12 protein-coding genes are annotated in these 15,212 nt (G+C 51.0%); 10 read left to right on the forward strand and 2 right to left on the reverse strand.

The features are described from left to right. Positions 1–73 precede the first annotated feature (73 nt). The 8 genes from M0415_RS01940 to M0415_RS01975 all read left to right on the forward strand — a co-directional run bounded on the left by M0415_RS01940 (position 74) and on the right by M0415_RS01975 (position 9,206). On the forward strand, positions 74–1,573 hold the full coding sequence (locus M0415_RS01940; protein ID WP_249555862.1) for a CoA-acylating methylmalonate-semialdehyde dehydrogenase: 1,500 nt from the start codon (positions 74–76) through the stop codon (positions 1,571–1,573). A gap of 163 nt (positions 1,574–1,736) precedes the next feature. Then, the gene (locus M0415_RS01945) at positions 1,737–2,894 is read left to right on the forward strand and encodes an acyl-CoA dehydrogenase family protein (protein ID WP_011717648.1); all 1,158 of its coding nucleotides are present in this window, start codon (positions 1,737–1,739) and stop codon (positions 2,892–2,894) included. A gap of 64 nt (positions 2,895–2,958) precedes the next feature. Beyond that, a complete protein-coding gene (locus tag M0415_RS01950) occupies positions 2,959–3,732 on the forward strand; it encodes an enoyl-CoA hydratase (protein ID WP_011623346.1) in 774 nt (257 codons plus the stop codon). Continuing rightward, complete coding sequence (locus M0415_RS01955) at positions 3,732–4,883, forward strand: enoyl-CoA hydratase/isomerase family protein (protein WP_220053462.1); 1,152 nt, start codon at positions 3,732–3,734, stop codon at positions 4,881–4,883. The genes M0415_RS01950 and M0415_RS01955 overlap by 1 nt, the downstream gene beginning before the upstream one ends. Before the next feature lie 100 nt (positions 4,884–4,983). After that, entirely contained in the window at positions 4,984–5,886 is a 903-nt protein-coding gene (mmsB, locus tag M0415_RS01960; RefSeq protein WP_249555861.1) for a 3-hydroxyisobutyrate dehydrogenase, read from the forward strand. Between the two features lie 19 nt (positions 5,887–5,905). After that, positions 5,906–6,664, forward strand: coding sequence for an SDR family oxidoreductase (locus tag M0415_RS01965; RefSeq protein WP_249555860.1), 759 nt, complete (start codon positions 5,906–5,908; stop codon positions 6,662–6,664). Positions 6,665–6,871: 207 nt separating this feature from the next. Beyond that, positions 6,872–7,114, forward strand: coding sequence for a hypothetical protein (locus M0415_RS01970; RefSeq protein ID WP_011717644.1), 243 nt, complete (start codon positions 6,872–6,874; stop codon positions 7,112–7,114). Between the two features lie 58 nt (positions 7,115–7,172). Then, complete coding sequence (locus tag M0415_RS01975; protein ID WP_249555859.1) at positions 7,173–9,206, forward strand: S9 family peptidase; 2,034 nt, start codon at positions 7,173–7,175, stop codon at positions 9,204–9,206. A 102-nt stretch (positions 9,207–9,308) separates the two neighbouring features. Here the strand turns inward: M0415_RS01975 and M0415_RS01980 are convergent, their stop codons facing one another. After that, the gene (locus M0415_RS01980) at positions 9,309–9,698 is read right to left on the reverse strand and encodes a MerR family DNA-binding protein (RefSeq protein ID WP_011717642.1); all 390 of its coding nucleotides are present in this window, start codon (positions 9,696–9,698) and stop codon (positions 9,309–9,311) included. 137 nt (positions 9,699–9,835) lie between these two features. Here M0415_RS01980 and M0415_RS01985 point away from each other — a divergent pair, with 137 nt between their 5' ends. Both M0415_RS01985 and M0415_RS01990 read left to right on the forward strand, forming a co-directional pair. After that, positions 9,836–12,097, forward strand: coding sequence for a heavy metal translocating P-type ATPase (locus tag M0415_RS01985; RefSeq protein ID WP_249555858.1), 2,262 nt, complete (start codon positions 9,836–9,838; stop codon positions 12,095–12,097). Positions 12,098–12,572: 475 nt separating this feature from the next. After that, positions 12,573–14,165, forward strand: coding sequence for an ABC-F family ATPase (locus tag M0415_RS01990; RefSeq protein WP_083757913.1), 1,593 nt, complete (start codon positions 12,573–12,575; stop codon positions 14,163–14,165). A gap of 128 nt (positions 14,166–14,293) precedes the next feature. Here M0415_RS01990 and M0415_RS01995 read toward each other — a convergent pair whose 3' ends face one another. Next, positions 14,294–15,190, reverse strand: a complete 897-nt coding sequence (locus M0415_RS01995; RefSeq protein WP_249555857.1) for a DMT family transporter — start codon at positions 15,188–15,190, stop codon at positions 14,294–14,296. Positions 15,191–15,212 lie beyond the last annotated feature (22 nt).

Genomic DNA, 15,212 nt, shown 5'->3' on the forward strand with positions numbered 1-15,212 from the left:
GCAAGCATCCCGCTGAGGATAAACATAATATCGCACCGCCAGCTCGACCCTAAACAAGGAAAAGGATTGCAACATGACCACACAAGTTAAGCATTACATTGATGGCGAATTCATCACAGGCACAGGTACATCACAAATCGTGGTGACCAATCCCGCTAATAACGAGTCAATCGCCCTTATCAACAGCGCTACGGCCGATGAAGTGCACGCGGCCATTGCCAGTGCCAAGGCGGCTTTTAAGACGTGGAAAGAAGTGCCCGTGTCTGAGCGTGCCCGTGTCATGTTGCGCTACCAACACTTGTTAAAAGAACACCACGACGAACTGGCGACTATCCTAGCCAAAGAAACTGGCAAAACCTTTGAAGATGCCAAGGGCGATGTGTGGCGCGGAATTGAAGTGGCAGAACATGCCTGCAACATTGCTTCATTATTGATGGGCGAAACCGTTGAGAACGTCGCACGTTCAATCGATACCTACAGCTACACTCAGCCTTTGGGGGTGTGTGCGGGCATCACGCCGTTTAACTTTCCAGCGATGATCCCGCTGTGGATGTTCCCACTGGCGATTGCCTGCGGTAACACTTTTATCCTTAAGCCATCAGAGCAAGACCCAATGACGCCGCAGCGCTTAGTTGAGCTGTTTGTCGAAGCGGGCGCGCCAAAGGGCGTATTACAACTGGTGCATGGCGATAAAACGGCGGTCGATATTCTGCTGGCCGATCCTGCGGTGAAAGCCATTTCCTTCGTCGGCTCTGTGGCTGTCGGTCAATACATCTACAAAACCGGTACCGATAACTTAAAACGCGTGCAAGCCTTTGCTGGTGCAAAAAACCACTGCGTGATCATGCCTGATGCGAATAAGCAGCAAGTGATCAACAACCTAGTTGGCGCATCAGTTGGCGCAGCGGGTCAACGCTGCATGGCGATTTCGGTCGCGGTATTTGTTGGCGCGGCTAAAGAGTGGATCCCAGAGCTTAAAGAAGCGCTGGCAAAGGTTCGCCCAGGTTTATGGGACGATAAAGAAGCAGGTTACGGCCCGCTGATTAGCCCAGCCGCTAAAGCGCGCGTGCTCAAACTTATCGCCCAAGGTAAGGAAGAAGGGGCTGAGTGTTTACTCGATGGCAGCGCCTTTAGCGTGGCAGGTTTCGAGTCGGGTAACTGGGTAGGACCGACCATGTTCACTAAGGTCACGACCGATATGAGCATCTACAAAGAAGAAATTTTTGGCCCAGTGCTTTGCTGTATGGAATCCGATTCATTAGAAGAGGCCATCGAGCTCGTTAACGCCAGCCCTTACGGCAATGGTACTTCTATCTTTACCGCAAGCGGCGCCGCCGCCCGTAAATATCAACACGAAATCGAAGTTGGCCAAGTCGGTATCAACGTGCCAATCCCTGTGCCATTACCTTTCTTCTCATTCACAGGTTGGAAGGGCAGTTTCTACGGCGACCAACACGCTTACGGTAAGCAAGCGGTACGTTTCTACACTGAAACTAAGACCATTACTTCCCGCTGGTTCGAGTCGGACATTGCCGTGGCCGCAGGTCCAAATATGAGCATTAACTTGCGCTAAGCGGTTTTAAGAACAGTTTCAACGCATTGTGAAACAGCAGGTTTTTCAGTCTAAACGTGGCGCCAGTTGGCGCCCATTGATGATAAGCCTGCCGATAAATTCACTGTGTATTACGCAAAAGATATTGACGAAAGAAATGGCCAAAGAGTCATAGGAGAGCCAAATGGATTTTAATTTCAACGAAGACCAACGCCAATTTGCCGATCTGGCCCGCCAGTTCGCGGCGGATGAACTCGCCCCCTTCGCCGCCAAATGGGACGAAGAACATCATTTCCCTAAGGATGTGATCCAAAAAGCCGGTGAGCTGGGTTTCTGCTCCCTGTATTCCCCCGAATCGGAAGGTGGCATGGGCCTGTCGCGTTTAGATGCCTCGATTATTTTCGAAGAGCTATCGAAAGGCTGTACAGCCACAACAGCCATGCTGACGATTCACAATATGGCCACTTGGATGGTTACCACTTGGGGCACAGATACTCTGCGTCAAGCTTGGTCTGAGCCCTTGACCACGGGCCAAATGCTGGCGTCTTACTGCTTAACTGAACCAGGTGCGGGCTCTGATGCGGCATCACTGCAAACCAAAGCGGTGCGTGAGGGTGATGAATATGTGGTATCTGGCTCTAAGATGTTTATCTCGGGCGCAGGTTCAACTGAGCTTTTAGTCGTAATGTGCCGCACTGGCCAAGCCGGGCCAAAGGGTATTTCGGCCATTGCCATTCCTGCCGACAGTGAAGGCATTATCTATGGCAAGGCCGAAGACAAGATGGGCTGGAACGCGCAGCCGACGCGTTTAGTCACCTTCGATAACGTGCGTGTACCCGTTGCGAACCTGCTCGGCGAAGAAGGCCAAGGCTTTACCTTTGCGATGAAAGGCTTAGATGGTGGCCGTATCAATATCGCCACTTGCTCTGTCGGTACGGCGCAGGCGGCTCTTGAGCGTGCGACTCAGTACATGAATGAGCGTCAGCAATTTGGTAAGCCGCTGGCAGCCTTCCAAGCCCTGCAATTTAAGCTTGCCGATATGGCGACCGAATTAGTGGCCGCGCGTCAAATGGTGCGTCTGGCCGCCTTTAAACTCGACAGTGGCGACCCTGAAGCCACCGCCTATTGCGCGATGGCGAAGCGTTTTGCCACCGATGTGGGCTTCCAAGTTTGTGATGCCGCGCTGCAAATTCATGGCGGATATGGTTATATCAGGGAGTACCCCTTAGAGCGTCACTTCCGTGATGTTCGTGTACACCAGATTTTAGAGGGCACTAACGAGATTATGCGCCTCATTATCGCCCGTCGTTTACTCGACGAAAATGCCGGACAAATCCTCTAAGCTGCCCAGATGGGACTGTAGGATTTGGCGATAACAGATTGGAAATATTAGGGAGCCGAAACAGATGGAATATTTAGTTGAGCGTATCGAAGGCCACACGGCCATTCTGACGATGAACAATCCGCCGGCCAACACTTGGACCGCCCAGAGTTTGCAGGCGCTCAAGGCCAAAGTGCTGGAGCTTAATGCCAATAAGGACATTTATGCGCTGGTGTTAACTGGCGAGGGCAACAAGTTTTTCTCCGCCGGTGCCGATTTAAAACTGTTTAGCGACGGTGATAAGGGCAATGCGGCGAGCATGGCAAAACACTTTGGCGAAGCATTTGAAACCTTAAGCCAGTTCCGCGGCGTGTCGATTGCCGCCATTAACGGTTATGCCATGGGCGGTGGCTTAGAAGTCGCGCTGGCTTGCGATATTCGTATTGCCGAGACCCAAGCCGTGATGGCACTGCCTGAGGCCACCGTTGGCCTGCTGCCCTGTGCGGGCGGTACCCAAAACCTGACCGCTTTAGTGGGCGAAGGTTGGGCGAAGCGGATGATCCTCTGCGGTGAGCGTGTGAATGCCGCCCAAGCGCTGAATTTGCGTTTAGTCGAGGAAGTGGTCGAAACGGGTGAAGCCTTAAATGCGGCGATTGCACTGGCCGCTAAAGTGGCGAATCAGAGCCCAAGCAGCGTCACCGCCTGTAAGACACTCATCCAAGCTGGGCGTCAAATGCCACGCAGCCAAGCCTTACCGATAGAGCGTGAACTGTTCGTCGGATTGTTCGATACTGAAGATCAGGCCGAAGGCGTGAACGCGTTTTTGGAAAAACGTAAAGCTGATTGGAAGAACCGCTAATGACACATTTAGTAGATAAGGCTGCACACACGTCCACCACACAAAATGTGGTTTTTCAAACCTTAGCAACCGCCTCGGGTAAATTAGTTGGGGTGGTGACGCTCAATGTTGAAAAAGCCCTCAACGCCTTGGATCTCGATATGGTTCGAGCCATGACGGTGCAGCTCAATTTGTGGAAAAAAGATCCGTTAATCGCCTGTGTGGTACTCGATGGCAGCGGAGAAAAGGCGTTCTGTGCGGGTGGCGATGTGCGGGCGTTATACCACGCGTCTGTTGCCGCTAAGGGACAAGTGACTGAGGTCGCTAAAGTATTCTTCGAAGAAGAATATCGTCTCGATTATCTACTGCATACCTATGGCAAACCTGTGCTGGTATGGGGAGATGGCATAGTGATGGGCGGCGGTTTGGGCTTGATGGCGGGCGCGAGTCATAGAGTCGTGACTGAAACCTCCCGTATCGCCATGCCCGAAGTCACCATTGGGCTTTATCCCGATGTGGGCGGCAGCTATTTCCTCAACCGCATGCCGGGCAAAATGGGGCTGTTTTTAGGGCTAACGGCCTATCAAATGAACGCCGCCGATGCCTGTTACGTTGGCCTTGCCGATCATTATCTGAATCGTGACGACAAAGAGCTGATGTTCGATGCCATGGCGACCCTCGATTGGAGCGATACGCCAGCGCTGAACCATCAAAGACTCGACTCTATGATCAACGAACTGTCGAACCAAGTGGACATCCCTAAGGGCGATAGTTTACTGGCCGAGAGTCAAGAGATGATCGACCGACTGATGGCGGGCAGCTTGACGGATATCGTCAGCCGTATGTCAACCTTAAGCACCGAAGAAGCCTGGTTAAATAAAGCCTGTGCGACCATGCTCGCGGGCAGTCCTATCAGTTGGCATTTGGCGTATATCCAAACGCAACTCGGCACCAAACTCAGCCTAGCACAATGTTTTAAATGGGAATTAACCGTCAGCGTTAACACCTGCGCTAAGGGGGATTTCTGTGAAGGCGTACGGGCACTGCTGATTGATAAAGACAGACAGCCAAAATGGCAATTTGCCGATGTGCAATCCGTGCCAAATAGCGTTATCGAGGACATTTTGACCTCACCTTGGGGAGAAGAACATCCCTTAAGCCAATTAAGCTAAGCCAATCGATGGCAGGCAAAACGAGCGCTTTGCCTGCCATTTTTGTCTGGAATAACAACTATCTGGAATAATAAAGACACCAGAACACAGGAGTGATGGCATGAGTACAGTAGCATTTATCGGTTTAGGTAATATGGGCGGCCCAATGGCGGCCAATTTATTAAAAGCGGGCATGACGGTACGTGTCTTCGACTTAGTGCCAGCCGCCATGCAAGCCTTGGCCGACCAAGGCGCCTTAGTGTCGAGCACGGCATGCGGCGCTGCGGCGGGAGCCAATGTGGTGATCACTATGCTGCCCGCGGGCAAGCATGTTAGAAACTTATACTTAGGCAATGGTAGCGAGAAAGGCCTACTCGACGTTGTCGCTGGCGATACCTTGCTGATTGATTGCTCGACCATTGATGCCCAAAGCGCCCAATTGGTGGCGGCCGAAGCGGCTAAGAGTGGTATCGAATTTATCGATGCGCCAGTATCCGGCGGTACCGCGGGCGCGGCGGCAGGCACCTTGACCTTTATCTGTGGTGGTTCTGACATCGCCTTTGAGCGGGCACAACCTGTGCTTAACGCCATGGGCAAGAATATCTTCCACGCGGGCGGCGCCGGTGCGGGGCAGGTCGCTAAAATCTGCAACAACATGCTGCTATCTGTGATGATGGTCGGCACTTCAGAGGCATTGCAAATGGGGATTGACCATGGTCTCGACCCTAAAGTGCTGTCGGACATTATGAAGGTCAGCAGCGGCGGTAACTGGACCTTAGAGAAGTACAATCCTTGCCCAGGCGTGATGGAGAATGTGCCTTCTTCTAAGGGCTATCAAGGCGGCTTTATGGTAGATTTGATGGTTAAAGATCTCGGCCTCTCCCAAGAAGCCGCATTATTGAGCAATTCGAGTACACCTATGGGCTCACTCGCGCGCAGCTTGTATGTGAATCATGCAAGACAAGGCAATGGTCGCCGAGACTTCTCCAGTATTTTTGAACAATTTGCACCACTTAAAAAATAGATAAACAAGGGATAACCAGATGGATTTAAAAGATAAGGTTGTCGTCATCACTGGCGGCGCGGGTGGTTTAGGCTTAGCAATGGCGCACAATTTTGCGCAGGCGGGCGCTAAGTTGGCGCTGATCGATGTAGATCAAGAGAAACTCGAACGCGCCTGTGCCGATTTAGGCTCAGCCACCGAAGTCCAAGGTTATGCGTTAGATATTACCGACGAAGAAGATGTGGTCGCAGGTTTTGCTTACATATTGGAAGATTTCGGCAAAATCAATGTATTAGTGAATAACGCCGGCATCCTGCGCGATGGCATGTTAGTCAAAGCCAAAAATGGCAAAGTGACTGACCGTATGTCATTCGACCAATTCCAATCGGTGATCAATGTTAACCTCACTGGCACCTTCCTTTGTGGCCGTGAGGCGGCTGCGGCGATGATCGAATCGGGTCAAGCTGGGGTGATTGTCAACATTTCTAGCCTCGCCAAAGCGGGTAACGTAGGCCAATCTAACTACGCGGCCTCTAAAGCGGGTGTGGCGGCCATGTCTGTGGGTTGGGCAAAAGAGTTAGCCCGTTACAATATCCGCAGCGCAGCGGTAGCCCCTGGGGTGATTGCCACTGAAATGACTGCGGCGATGAAGCCAGAAGCGCTTGAGCGTTTAGAGAAACTTGTTCCCGTTGGTCGTTTAGGTCAAGCGGAGGAGATAGCCTCTACCGTACGCTTTATCATTGAAAACGATTATGTAAATGGTCGTGTCTTTGAAGTGGATGGCGGTATCCGTCTGTAATATGGTATCTTATTGATATTAAACAAAACCGAGCATTTGCTCGGTTTTTTATTGGGTAAAGATAAGCGTATTAAAAGCGATTTTAGCTCAGGGGATTGGTGGATCGGAGTTGACATTTACTGGCTATCCTTCAACAATCGCACTCCACTTTTTTTACATAACTTTACAAATAGGGTTGACATTATAGTGATGGAGTTGATTATCTGAATGTCATGGCAGGATAAGGCCCTTTGGCTTGAAAAAATCACTAAGCGCATGATGTTAATCGTCGGTGTCTTAGGTGTCATAGTGATCTACGGCGGCTTCTTCTTTCTTCTTTTCACAGGTCGTTCGGTCGAGGTGATCCCGTGGTTTTTTCTGCTATCGCCTTGGATTTGTATTTACTTTGGTCTCACGCAAGTGCAGCAGGCCAATGTCATCAAGTGGTTTATCAAAAAAGTAAAAAAATAAGCCCGCAAAGGGCAGTGGCATATTTCGGTTTGTTTAGTTGGCAAACTTGGGGAATACAATGGGGTTAGGACGCTATTTACCGTATCTGCTGAGTGCAGTTTTGCTGCTGGGCGGGTGTGAGCGTACGGATACACACGATTTACCCGCCAAGGAAAATGGCGATATTAAAGTGGCACCCTATGGCAGCTGGCAATCACCCTTGTCTGCGGCCGAGGTGTTTGAACAGGCCGATGATATTGCCGAGCTGCAAAGCGTTGGCGACGCGATTTATTTTGCCGAATCCAGTGGCAGCGCACAGGGCAAAGTTGGCATTAAACGCCTCGATGGTCTTGGCAAAGTGACCGAAGTGGTTCCCCCCGATTTTAATGTTAGATCAACCGTGCATGAGTATGGCGGCGCCGCATTCTTAGGTATAGGTCAGAGCTTGTTTGCCACTAAATTGCAGGATCAGCTGTTTTACCGTTTCGCCCCGAATCAACCGCCATTGCCGTTAACTCCCAATGGTACTCGCCATGCCGATTGTGTGGCGTATCCCAAGGGCTCACGGATTATTTGTGTGCGTGAAGACCATCGTCAGGGCGGCGAACCGAAAGCCAGCCTAGTGACCATCAATCTTAACTTTGCCGGTGAAGGTGATACCTTCGTCACTGGCCATGACTTTATTGCTTCCCCCACAATTTCCCCCGATAACACGCAATTGGCGTGGATCACTTGGGAACATCCCTATATGCCTTGGGATAACAGCGTGCTTTGGCTTGGGGATCTTGACCGTAAGGGTCAGTTAAAAAATATTCGTAAGGTGAATACGCCCAAGGATTCTTCGGTGACTCAGCCCTTATTCGGCCCAGATGGCAACTTATATGTGGTGTCCGATCTCAGTAACTGGTGGAACATCTACCGCGTGACGCCACAACAAACTTTAGTGCCAGTGCTGAGTAAAAATGCCGAGTTTGCCGTGCCCGATTGGCGCTTAGGCAATCATAACTACGCCTTCGAAAATGCCTCGACCTTGATAGCCAGCTATGTCGAAGGCAATCGAGCGGCATTGCTGCGTATGCACTTAGATACGGGATTGACCGAATCCCTTGCCGTTGATTTTGCTGAGATTACTCAGGTGGTGAAGGGCGAAGATGGGGTTTATTTTGTCGGCGCTAAGGCGACGCCAGAGAAGGGCATTTATCGAGTTGTCGGCCGTGGCACTGAGTTAGTCTATGCCCCTGCGCTGCCGAATCTTGACCCGAATTACGTGTCGCGGGCGAAAAATATTGCCTTCGCGACGGGTAAAAATCAGCAAGCCTATGGTTATTTTTATGGCCCGGTGAATCCCAATTACATCGCGCCCCACGACACCAGGCCGCCGCTTATCGTGATGTTACATGGCGGGCCGACGGCGCGCGCTTCACTTGCCTATCGCAGCGAGATCCAATTCTGGACCAGCCGCGGCTTTGCCGTGTTGGATTTAAACTTCCGTGGCAGCAGTGGTTTTGGCCGCGCCTATCGCCAGAGCCTGTATGGCAAATGGGGAGAAAGCGATGTGGAAGATGCGGTCAATGCGGCTAAGTATTTAGTGGCTAAGGGCTGGGTCGATGCCAATAAACTGGCGATCCGTGGGATCAGCGCTGGCGGTTTAACCGTCATGTCGTCCCTGGCGTTTTATGATGTGTTTCAAGCGGGCGTGAGCTATGAAGGCATCAGCGATTTTGAGCAGCTCGCTAAGGGTACGCATAAGTTTGAATCTGGCTATTTAGATCAGCTTATCGGCCCCTATCCCGAGATGAAGCAACGTTATCGCGAGTTATCGCCACTCAATCACTTAGATGGCTTGAATGAACCCCTGCTGATTTTCCAAGGCTTGAGAAACAAGATAGTGCCAACGGCGCAGTCGCGGCAAATTTATGAGGCGCTGAAAGCCAAAGGCGTGCCGACAGCCTATATCGACTATGGTGATGATTCCGACGAGGGGCGAACACCTGAGCATAAAGCCGCCGGCTTAGAAACCGAGTTAGCCTTTTATGGCAAAGTGTTTCACTTTACCCCAGCGGGTAAATTACCCACATTAGCCCTCGATAACGTGATGGCGCTGAAGCATTAAAGCCTTGGTGATAACGCCTCAGAGCTCGCGATAACCCCATAAATAAGCCTGCATCCAAGCAGGCTTTTTTATGGATGTGTGTTAATGCAGATGATTAAGTATTTAGTGCTGGTGATTAAGGCTATCAATAATGGCGCAGTGGGGTTGCTCACCGCCTTGGCACTCGCTGACCATTTGCTGTAACTGGCTACGAAGATTCTGCAATTTACCAATTTGCTCCTCGACATAGGCCAAATGGTTGCGGGTGAGTTGCTTCACATCTTCGGCATTGCGGCTATCGTTATTGCGAAGGCCAAGCAGGAGTTTGCAATCCTCGAGACTAAAACCTAAGTCGCGGCACTGGTGCACAAATTTCAGCGATTCGATATCCCGATGGCGATAGACCCTATATCCCGCCTCGTTACGCTCGCCGCAGACGAGGCCGATATCGTGGTAATAGCGTATGCTTTTGACGCTTAACCCTGTGTGCTTCGCGACTTCACCAATTTTCATACTGACCTCGGTTCTTATCTGTTCTAAAGACTCGTGCAGACAAGTGTGATACTTGCCACAAAAACACCCTTGACTCTCCCGTGATGGGAGACTTTATCTTAATCCTATAGCGGTTAAGTTCAAGTGAGGGATCTTCCATGTCGCAGATAAAACTCTATGTTGCCACCATGAATTGTGCAGGCTGTGTGGCCAAAATTGAAAAGGCTTTTGCGGCCGAGCCGAATGTGAGTGCCCGTATCAATCTCGCCGATAAACAAGTGACTGTGGATGGCAAGATGAACAGCGATAAGGCGCTGGCAGTGATGGATAAGGCGGGTTATCCCGCCCAGTTGATTGTGGACGCAAAGGCGGCCGCAGAGGAAAAGCGGGTCGAAGATGCGGCTGAGTATCGCCTGCGGATGCGTCAGGCTATCGCCGCGCTCGCTGTCGGTATCCCTATGATGTTATGGGGATTACTGGGCGGTGAAATGATGATTAATAGCCCTAGCATGCAGCTTGGCTGGGGCATTATGGGCTTAGTTACCCTAGCACTTTTAGTCAGTACCGGGCGCCATTTCTATCAGGGAATGTGGCGCGCGCTTAAAGCCAAAACCACCAATATGGATACCTTAATCGTGTTAGGTACCAGCACGGCATGGCTCTATTCCATGCTGGTGGTGCTTATCCCGAGTGCGTTTCCCATGGACACTCGCCACGTGTACTTCGAGGCGAGCGTGATGATTTTAGGCTTAATTAACTTAGGCCACGCCCTCGAACTTAAAGCTCGGGGCAAGACCAGCGAAGCGGTGCAGCGCTTGCTCGGCCTGCAATCTTCTACCGCGATTCGTATTGGCGACAATGGCGATGAAGAGGTGGAAATCGACCAGCTTAAACTGGGGGATAAACTCAGACTTCGCCCCGGCGACAGGGTCGCACTCGATGGTGTGGTAGAGTCCGGCCAGTCATTACTCGATGAGGCCATGCTGACGGGCGAACCTATTCCTGTGCCCAAGCATGTTGGGGATAATCTCAGTGCGGGAACTGTCAATGGTAACGGCAGTTTAGTCTACCGAGTGACCGCTGGGCAGCAGGATACGCGCCTTGCCAAAATCATCGCACTGGTGCAGGAGGCGCAAACCTCTAAGATGCCAATTGGCCGTCTGGCCGATAAAATTTCGGCGGTATTTGTGCCAACAGTTGTGGTCATCGCCTTACTCGCGGCGGCGATTTGGTATCTTGTTGGGCCAGAACCTGCGCTCAGTCATGCTCTTGTGGTGCTTACCAGCGTGCTGATCATCGCCTGTCCCTGCGCCTTAGGCTTAGCCACACCTATGTCTATCATGGTGTCCGTTGGCCGCGCCGCTCAAATGGGCGTCTTGGTTAAAAATGGTGAGGCACTGCAAAGCGCCAGTAAGGTCGATTGTGTGGTGCTGGATAAAACCGGTACAGTGACTCAGGGCAAACCCCAAGTGACTGATATTCATTGGATTGAGGCTAATAACCAAGCGCTCAGTGATGAAGACAAGCGCGAACTACTTGGCGCTATCGCCAGTCTTGAGCAGCATTCGGAGCATCCGCTGGCCAGCGCAATGGTTAGTTATGTTAAGCAAGCCTCGATTCCATTGCCCGTGACCGAGATTTTTAGCAATCATCAAGGTAAGGGCATCGAAGGGCGAGTCGATGGCGCCGACTTTTTAGTGGGCAATCAAGCCTTAATGGTGGCATTTGATGTGCAGTCAGCGGAGGGCGTGACAGGCAACCACTCAGGCTTTGTGGTAAAAGCCGCCGCGCAATTTGCCAAACAGGGCAAGACGGCGATTTATGTTGCCAAGGCGGGCAAGTTAGTGGCCACTATCGCCATTGCCGATCCGATCAAGGCCGACGCTAAAGAAGCGATCAGCGCCATCCGTTCACAGGGGATTCGCGTAGTGCTGCTGACCGGAGATAATCCGCAAACGGCGCAGGCGGTGGCAGCTCAAGTGGGCATCGAAGAAGTGATTGCGGGCGTGTTACCCGAGCAAAAACAGCAGCATATTAAAGCCTTACAACAGCAAGGCCATGTGGTTGCCATGGTGGGGGACGGTATCAACGATGCGCCCGCATTGATGAGTGCCGATGTGGGGATCGCCATGGGATCGGGCACAGAGGTAGCGATCGAAAGCGCGGATATGACTCTGCTGTCCCAGCAGCTGATAGTGATTGCTAACTTATTGGCACTTTCCCGCGCGACCATTCGCAATATTAAGCAGAACCTGTTTGGGGCCTTTATCTACAACAGTTTAGGTATCCCAGTGGCGGCGGGCGTCTTGTATCCGCTCACGGGGATGCTGTTAAGTCCAGTGATTGCCGGGGCGGCAATGGCGCTGTCTTCCCTAACTGTGGTCACCAATGCGAACCGGTTAAGACAGCAAAAGTTATAACGCTTGCGCTCGCATGAGTGTTAACACTTTGCCTCGTTAAATCGTGAGGCAGTGAGTAAGCACTCCCGATCCAGCCCGCATTTTGCGGGCTGGATTGTTTGAACATAAATCTATACTTCATCCTAAACACCTGTACAAACCTTACATTTCCCTCACATCTAAATAGCTAATCACTTGAGTGGATTCATCCTGCTGTCATCCAATTCCATTAGCTTGAATCATTCGGTAAAAATGTTGCTGAAATAAGCTGTGAGCTTAGATTCATATCAGCATTTAAATAAGCCTTCTAGCTCGTTATTTTGCTTGACGATTCGCGGCTAAGTAGGCCTTTTTAGTTGATAATTTAGCCCAAACTGCTATAGTGCCACGTTTATTTTTACCCCCTCAGGTTAGACAACTTGGCTTTTGCAAATAGGTTTATACTTAGTTGCCTTGCCAGACGTCCGGCCAACCTAACTCGATTTGGAAGTTCATTTTGATCACTACAGCGAATATCACCATGCAGTTTGGCTCTAAGCCACTGTTTGAAAACATCTCAGTTAAATTCGGCGGCGGTAACCGTTACGGTCTTATCGGTGCGAACGGCTGCGGTAAATCAACCTTCATGAAGATCCTTTGCGGTGATCTAGAGCCGAGCAGCGGTAACGTATCCTTAGACGTCAACGAGCGTCTGGGTAAGTTAAGCCAGAACCAATTCGGTTATGAGGAATTCACCCTCATCGACACAGTGATCATGGGCCACCGTGAACTGTGGAAGGTGAAGCAAGAGCGTGACCGTATTTATTCTCTGCCAGAAATGAGCGAAGAAGACGGCATTGCCGTGGCAAACCTTGAGATGGAATTTGCCGAAATGGACGGTTACACCGCCGAATCTCGCGCGGGTGAACTCTTGCTCGGTGTGGGTATTGGTATCGAAAGCCATTTCGGCCTGATGTCTGAAATCGCTCCAGGTTTAAAACTGCGGGTGTTATTGGCGCAGGCGCTGTTCTCCGATCCAGACGTACTGCTGCTCGACGAACCCACCAACAACTTGGACATCGACACAATCCGCTGGTTACAGGACGTACTGAACCAGCGTGACAGCACCATGATCATCATTTCGCACGACCGTTACTTCTTAAACTCAGTCTGTACCCATATGGCAGACTTAGACTACGGTGAACTGCGCGTTTACCCAGGTAACTACGACGAATACATGCAAGCGGCCTCTCAGGCCCGTGAGCGTCTGCTGGCCGACAATGCCAAGAAGAAAGCGCAAATCTCTGAGCTGCAAACCTTCGTGGCGCGCTTCTCTGCAAACGCTTCTAAGGCAAAACAAGCGACTTCGCGCGCGCGTCAAATCGATAAGATCAAGCTGGAAGAAGTTAAAGCCTCTAGCCGTGTTAACCCATTCATTCGTTTCGATCAGGAAAAGAAACTGTTTCGTAACGCATTAGTGGTTGAAAACTTAGCCAAAGGTTACGACACGCCGCTGTTTAAAGACTTAAACCTTATCGTCGAAGTGGGTGAGCGTATCGCCATCCTCGGTGAGAACGGTGTGGGTAAAACCACACTACTGCGTACCTTAATCCATGATATTCCTCAGGATGAAGGTCTGATCCAATGGTCTGAAAACAGCAACATCGGTTACTACGCGCAGGACCATGAGTCAGATTTCGAAAACGATATGACCCTGTTCGAGTGGATGAGCCAATGGCGTAAACCAGAAGACGACGACCAAGCGGTTCGCGGTATTTTAGGCCGTATGCTGTTCAGCGCCGACGACATCAAAAAGTCAGTTAAAGTGCTGTCGGGTGGTGAAAAGGGTCGTATGTTATTTGGTAAGCTCATCATGCAAAAACCAAATATCCTGATGCTCGACGAACCTACCAACCACATGGATATGGAATCGATCGAATCATTAAACAACGCGCTGGAAAAATACGAAGGCACCTTGTTGTTTGTGAGTCACGACCGCGCATTCGTATCGTCACTGGCCAACCGTATCCTTGAAATCACCCCAAATGGTGTGAATGACTTCAAGGGCACCTACGATGAGTTCCTTGTGAGCAAAGGTATCGAAGGCTAATCACTGGTTTTGCCTTAAGGGTTCAGATAAAAACGCCGCTTATTAGCGGCGTTTTTGTTGCTGAGGTTTGAATTGCGCGCTTAATTTTGCGTTTAACTTCACCTTTAACTATGCGCTTAACTGTACGCTTAAGTCGGGCAATCCTTTAAGGTTTTGCTGGCCGTGTGGCGCTGGCTTAAGTAGCCCTGTGCCATGCCCGCCAGCATAATCAGCGTTACCCCCAGCATTTGCTGCGTTGTGAGCGCCTCATCAAATAACCACCAAGCCAGTGCGACCACCACCACAGGTTCGACGTAGGAGAGGGTGCCATAGGTGACCGAAGGCAGTTGTGCGAGGGCTTTTACCGCAAACAGAATGGCTAAAAAGCCCGGAAAGAAGCCAATCGCCAGCAGCCAAGCAAATTGATCCAGACTCGGTACTAAGGGTGTCGTTAACACTAAGGGCAGTAAACAGAGGGCGCCGACACTGAGCTGGACTAAGGTGCTTTGATAGGGCGAGGCGGCGCTCGGTTTACGGTTGATTAAGATGAAGCCACAATAGGTGAGCAATGCGAGCAGGGCATAAAAATACCCCATAATTTCATTGTCATAGAGTGACTGACTCGAGGTCACGGGCAGCATCAACATAAAGCCTAGCAAGGCGAGCACCACACTGGCGATGCTGGATCGCTTAAGCCTCTCGTGAAACACAAAATGGGCAAAGAGTGACGCCAGCACAGGGGCGAGATAGATAATCATGATCACCGTTGCCATTTGGGTGTATTCAATGGCCTCGATATAAAAAGCCATAAATCCCGCCAACATAGCGCCATTGATCAAGGTGCGCTTGCTTGGTTTGTGGCGAATTTGCCGTCCCTTACCCGTTAACAGCATATAGGCCATTAAAAACAGCGCACCGAGTAGCAGGCGGTAAAAGGTAATATGTTCGGCGGGCAGGGCGGCAAAACGGGCGAATACGCCGATGGTGCCCATTAGGCTCGCGGCCAGCAGGGCAAGCACTATGGCCAGTGCGGGTGGCGGTGTCATGTATCACCTTTAATGCAAATAA

Source organism: Shewanella sp. 10B (genome assembly GCF_023475885.1).
GTDB classification, from domain to species: domain Bacteria; phylum Pseudomonadota; class Gammaproteobacteria; order Enterobacterales; family Shewanellaceae; genus Shewanella; species Shewanella mangrovisoli.

Coding starts and splice junctions, on each gene's coding strand:
- M0415_RS01940 (WP_249555862.1), top strand. CDS start 74: ATGACCACACAAGTTAAGCATTACATTGATGGCGAATTCATCACAGGC.
- M0415_RS01945 (WP_011717648.1), top strand. CDS start 1,737: ATGGATTTTAATTTCAACGAAGACCAACGCCAATTTGCCGATCTGGCC.
- M0415_RS01950 (WP_011623346.1), top strand. CDS start 2,959: ATGGAATATTTAGTTGAGCGTATCGAAGGCCACACGGCCATTCTGACG.
- M0415_RS01955 (WP_220053462.1), top strand. CDS start 3,732: ATGACACATTTAGTAGATAAGGCTGCACACACGTCCACCACACAAAAT.
- mmsB (WP_249555861.1), top strand. CDS start 4,984: ATGAGTACAGTAGCATTTATCGGTTTAGGTAATATGGGCGGCCCAATG.
- M0415_RS01965 (WP_249555860.1), top strand. CDS start 5,906: ATGGATTTAAAAGATAAGGTTGTCGTCATCACTGGCGGCGCGGGTGGT.
- M0415_RS01970 (WP_011717644.1), top strand. CDS start 6,872: ATGTCATGGCAGGATAAGGCCCTTTGGCTTGAAAAAATCACTAAGCGC.
- M0415_RS01975 (WP_249555859.1), top strand. CDS start 7,173: ATGGGGTTAGGACGCTATTTACCGTATCTGCTGAGTGCAGTTTTGCTG.
- M0415_RS01980 (WP_011717642.1), bottom strand. CDS start 9,698: ATGAAAATTGGTGAAGTCGCGAAGCACACAGGGTTAAGCGTCAAAAGC.
- M0415_RS01985 (WP_249555858.1), top strand. CDS start 9,836: ATGTCGCAGATAAAACTCTATGTTGCCACCATGAATTGTGCAGGCTGT.
- M0415_RS01995 (WP_249555857.1), bottom strand. CDS start 15,190: ATGACACCGCCACCCGCACTGGCCATAGTGCTTGCCCTGCTGGCCGCG.